The organism is endosymbiont of Lamellibrachia barhami (assembly GCF_011947365.2).
In the GTDB taxonomy this organism is placed as follows: Bacteria; Pseudomonadota; Gammaproteobacteria; order Chromatiales; family Chromatiaceae; genus QGON01.
Map to the genome: position 1 here is coordinate 1,355,227 of NZ_JAAVSH020000001.1, position 388 is coordinate 1,355,614.

1 protein-coding gene is annotated in these 388 nt (G+C 53.6%); it reads left to right on the forward strand.

Going from position 1 to position 388, the window contains the following annotated elements:
• Positions 1-8 precede the first annotated feature (8 nt).
• A partial coding sequence (locus G9Q73_RS06090; protein ID WP_177419000.1) for a response regulator occupies positions 9-388 on the forward strand: 380 nt, incomplete at its 3' end.

The following is a 388-nucleotide window of genomic DNA, read 5'->3' on the forward strand; positions in this document are numbered from 1 at the left end:
GTCCGGAGATGGCGAAAATTCTTGCGGTGGATGATCAGAAAGTGATGCGGGAACTGGTGCGGGGTGTGCTTGAAGGTGATGGGCACGAAGTGTTGCTGGCGGAGGATGGTATGCAGGCGATGCAGTTTGCCCGCGACAATGCCGTTGATCTGGTACTGAGTGATATCAATATGCCGAATATGAACGGTATCAGTCTTGTCAGCAAATTGCGCCGTCTGGATCACTATGCTGAGACGCCGATCATCATGTTGACCACCGAAAGCGCAGACTTCAAAAAGGATAAAGCCAAGCGCATGGGCGCCAACGGCTGGTTGCAGAAGCCCTTCGACCCCAAACGCCTGCAAAAGGCGGTGAATACCATGTTGGCAAAAACGGGCCATGTGCTGCC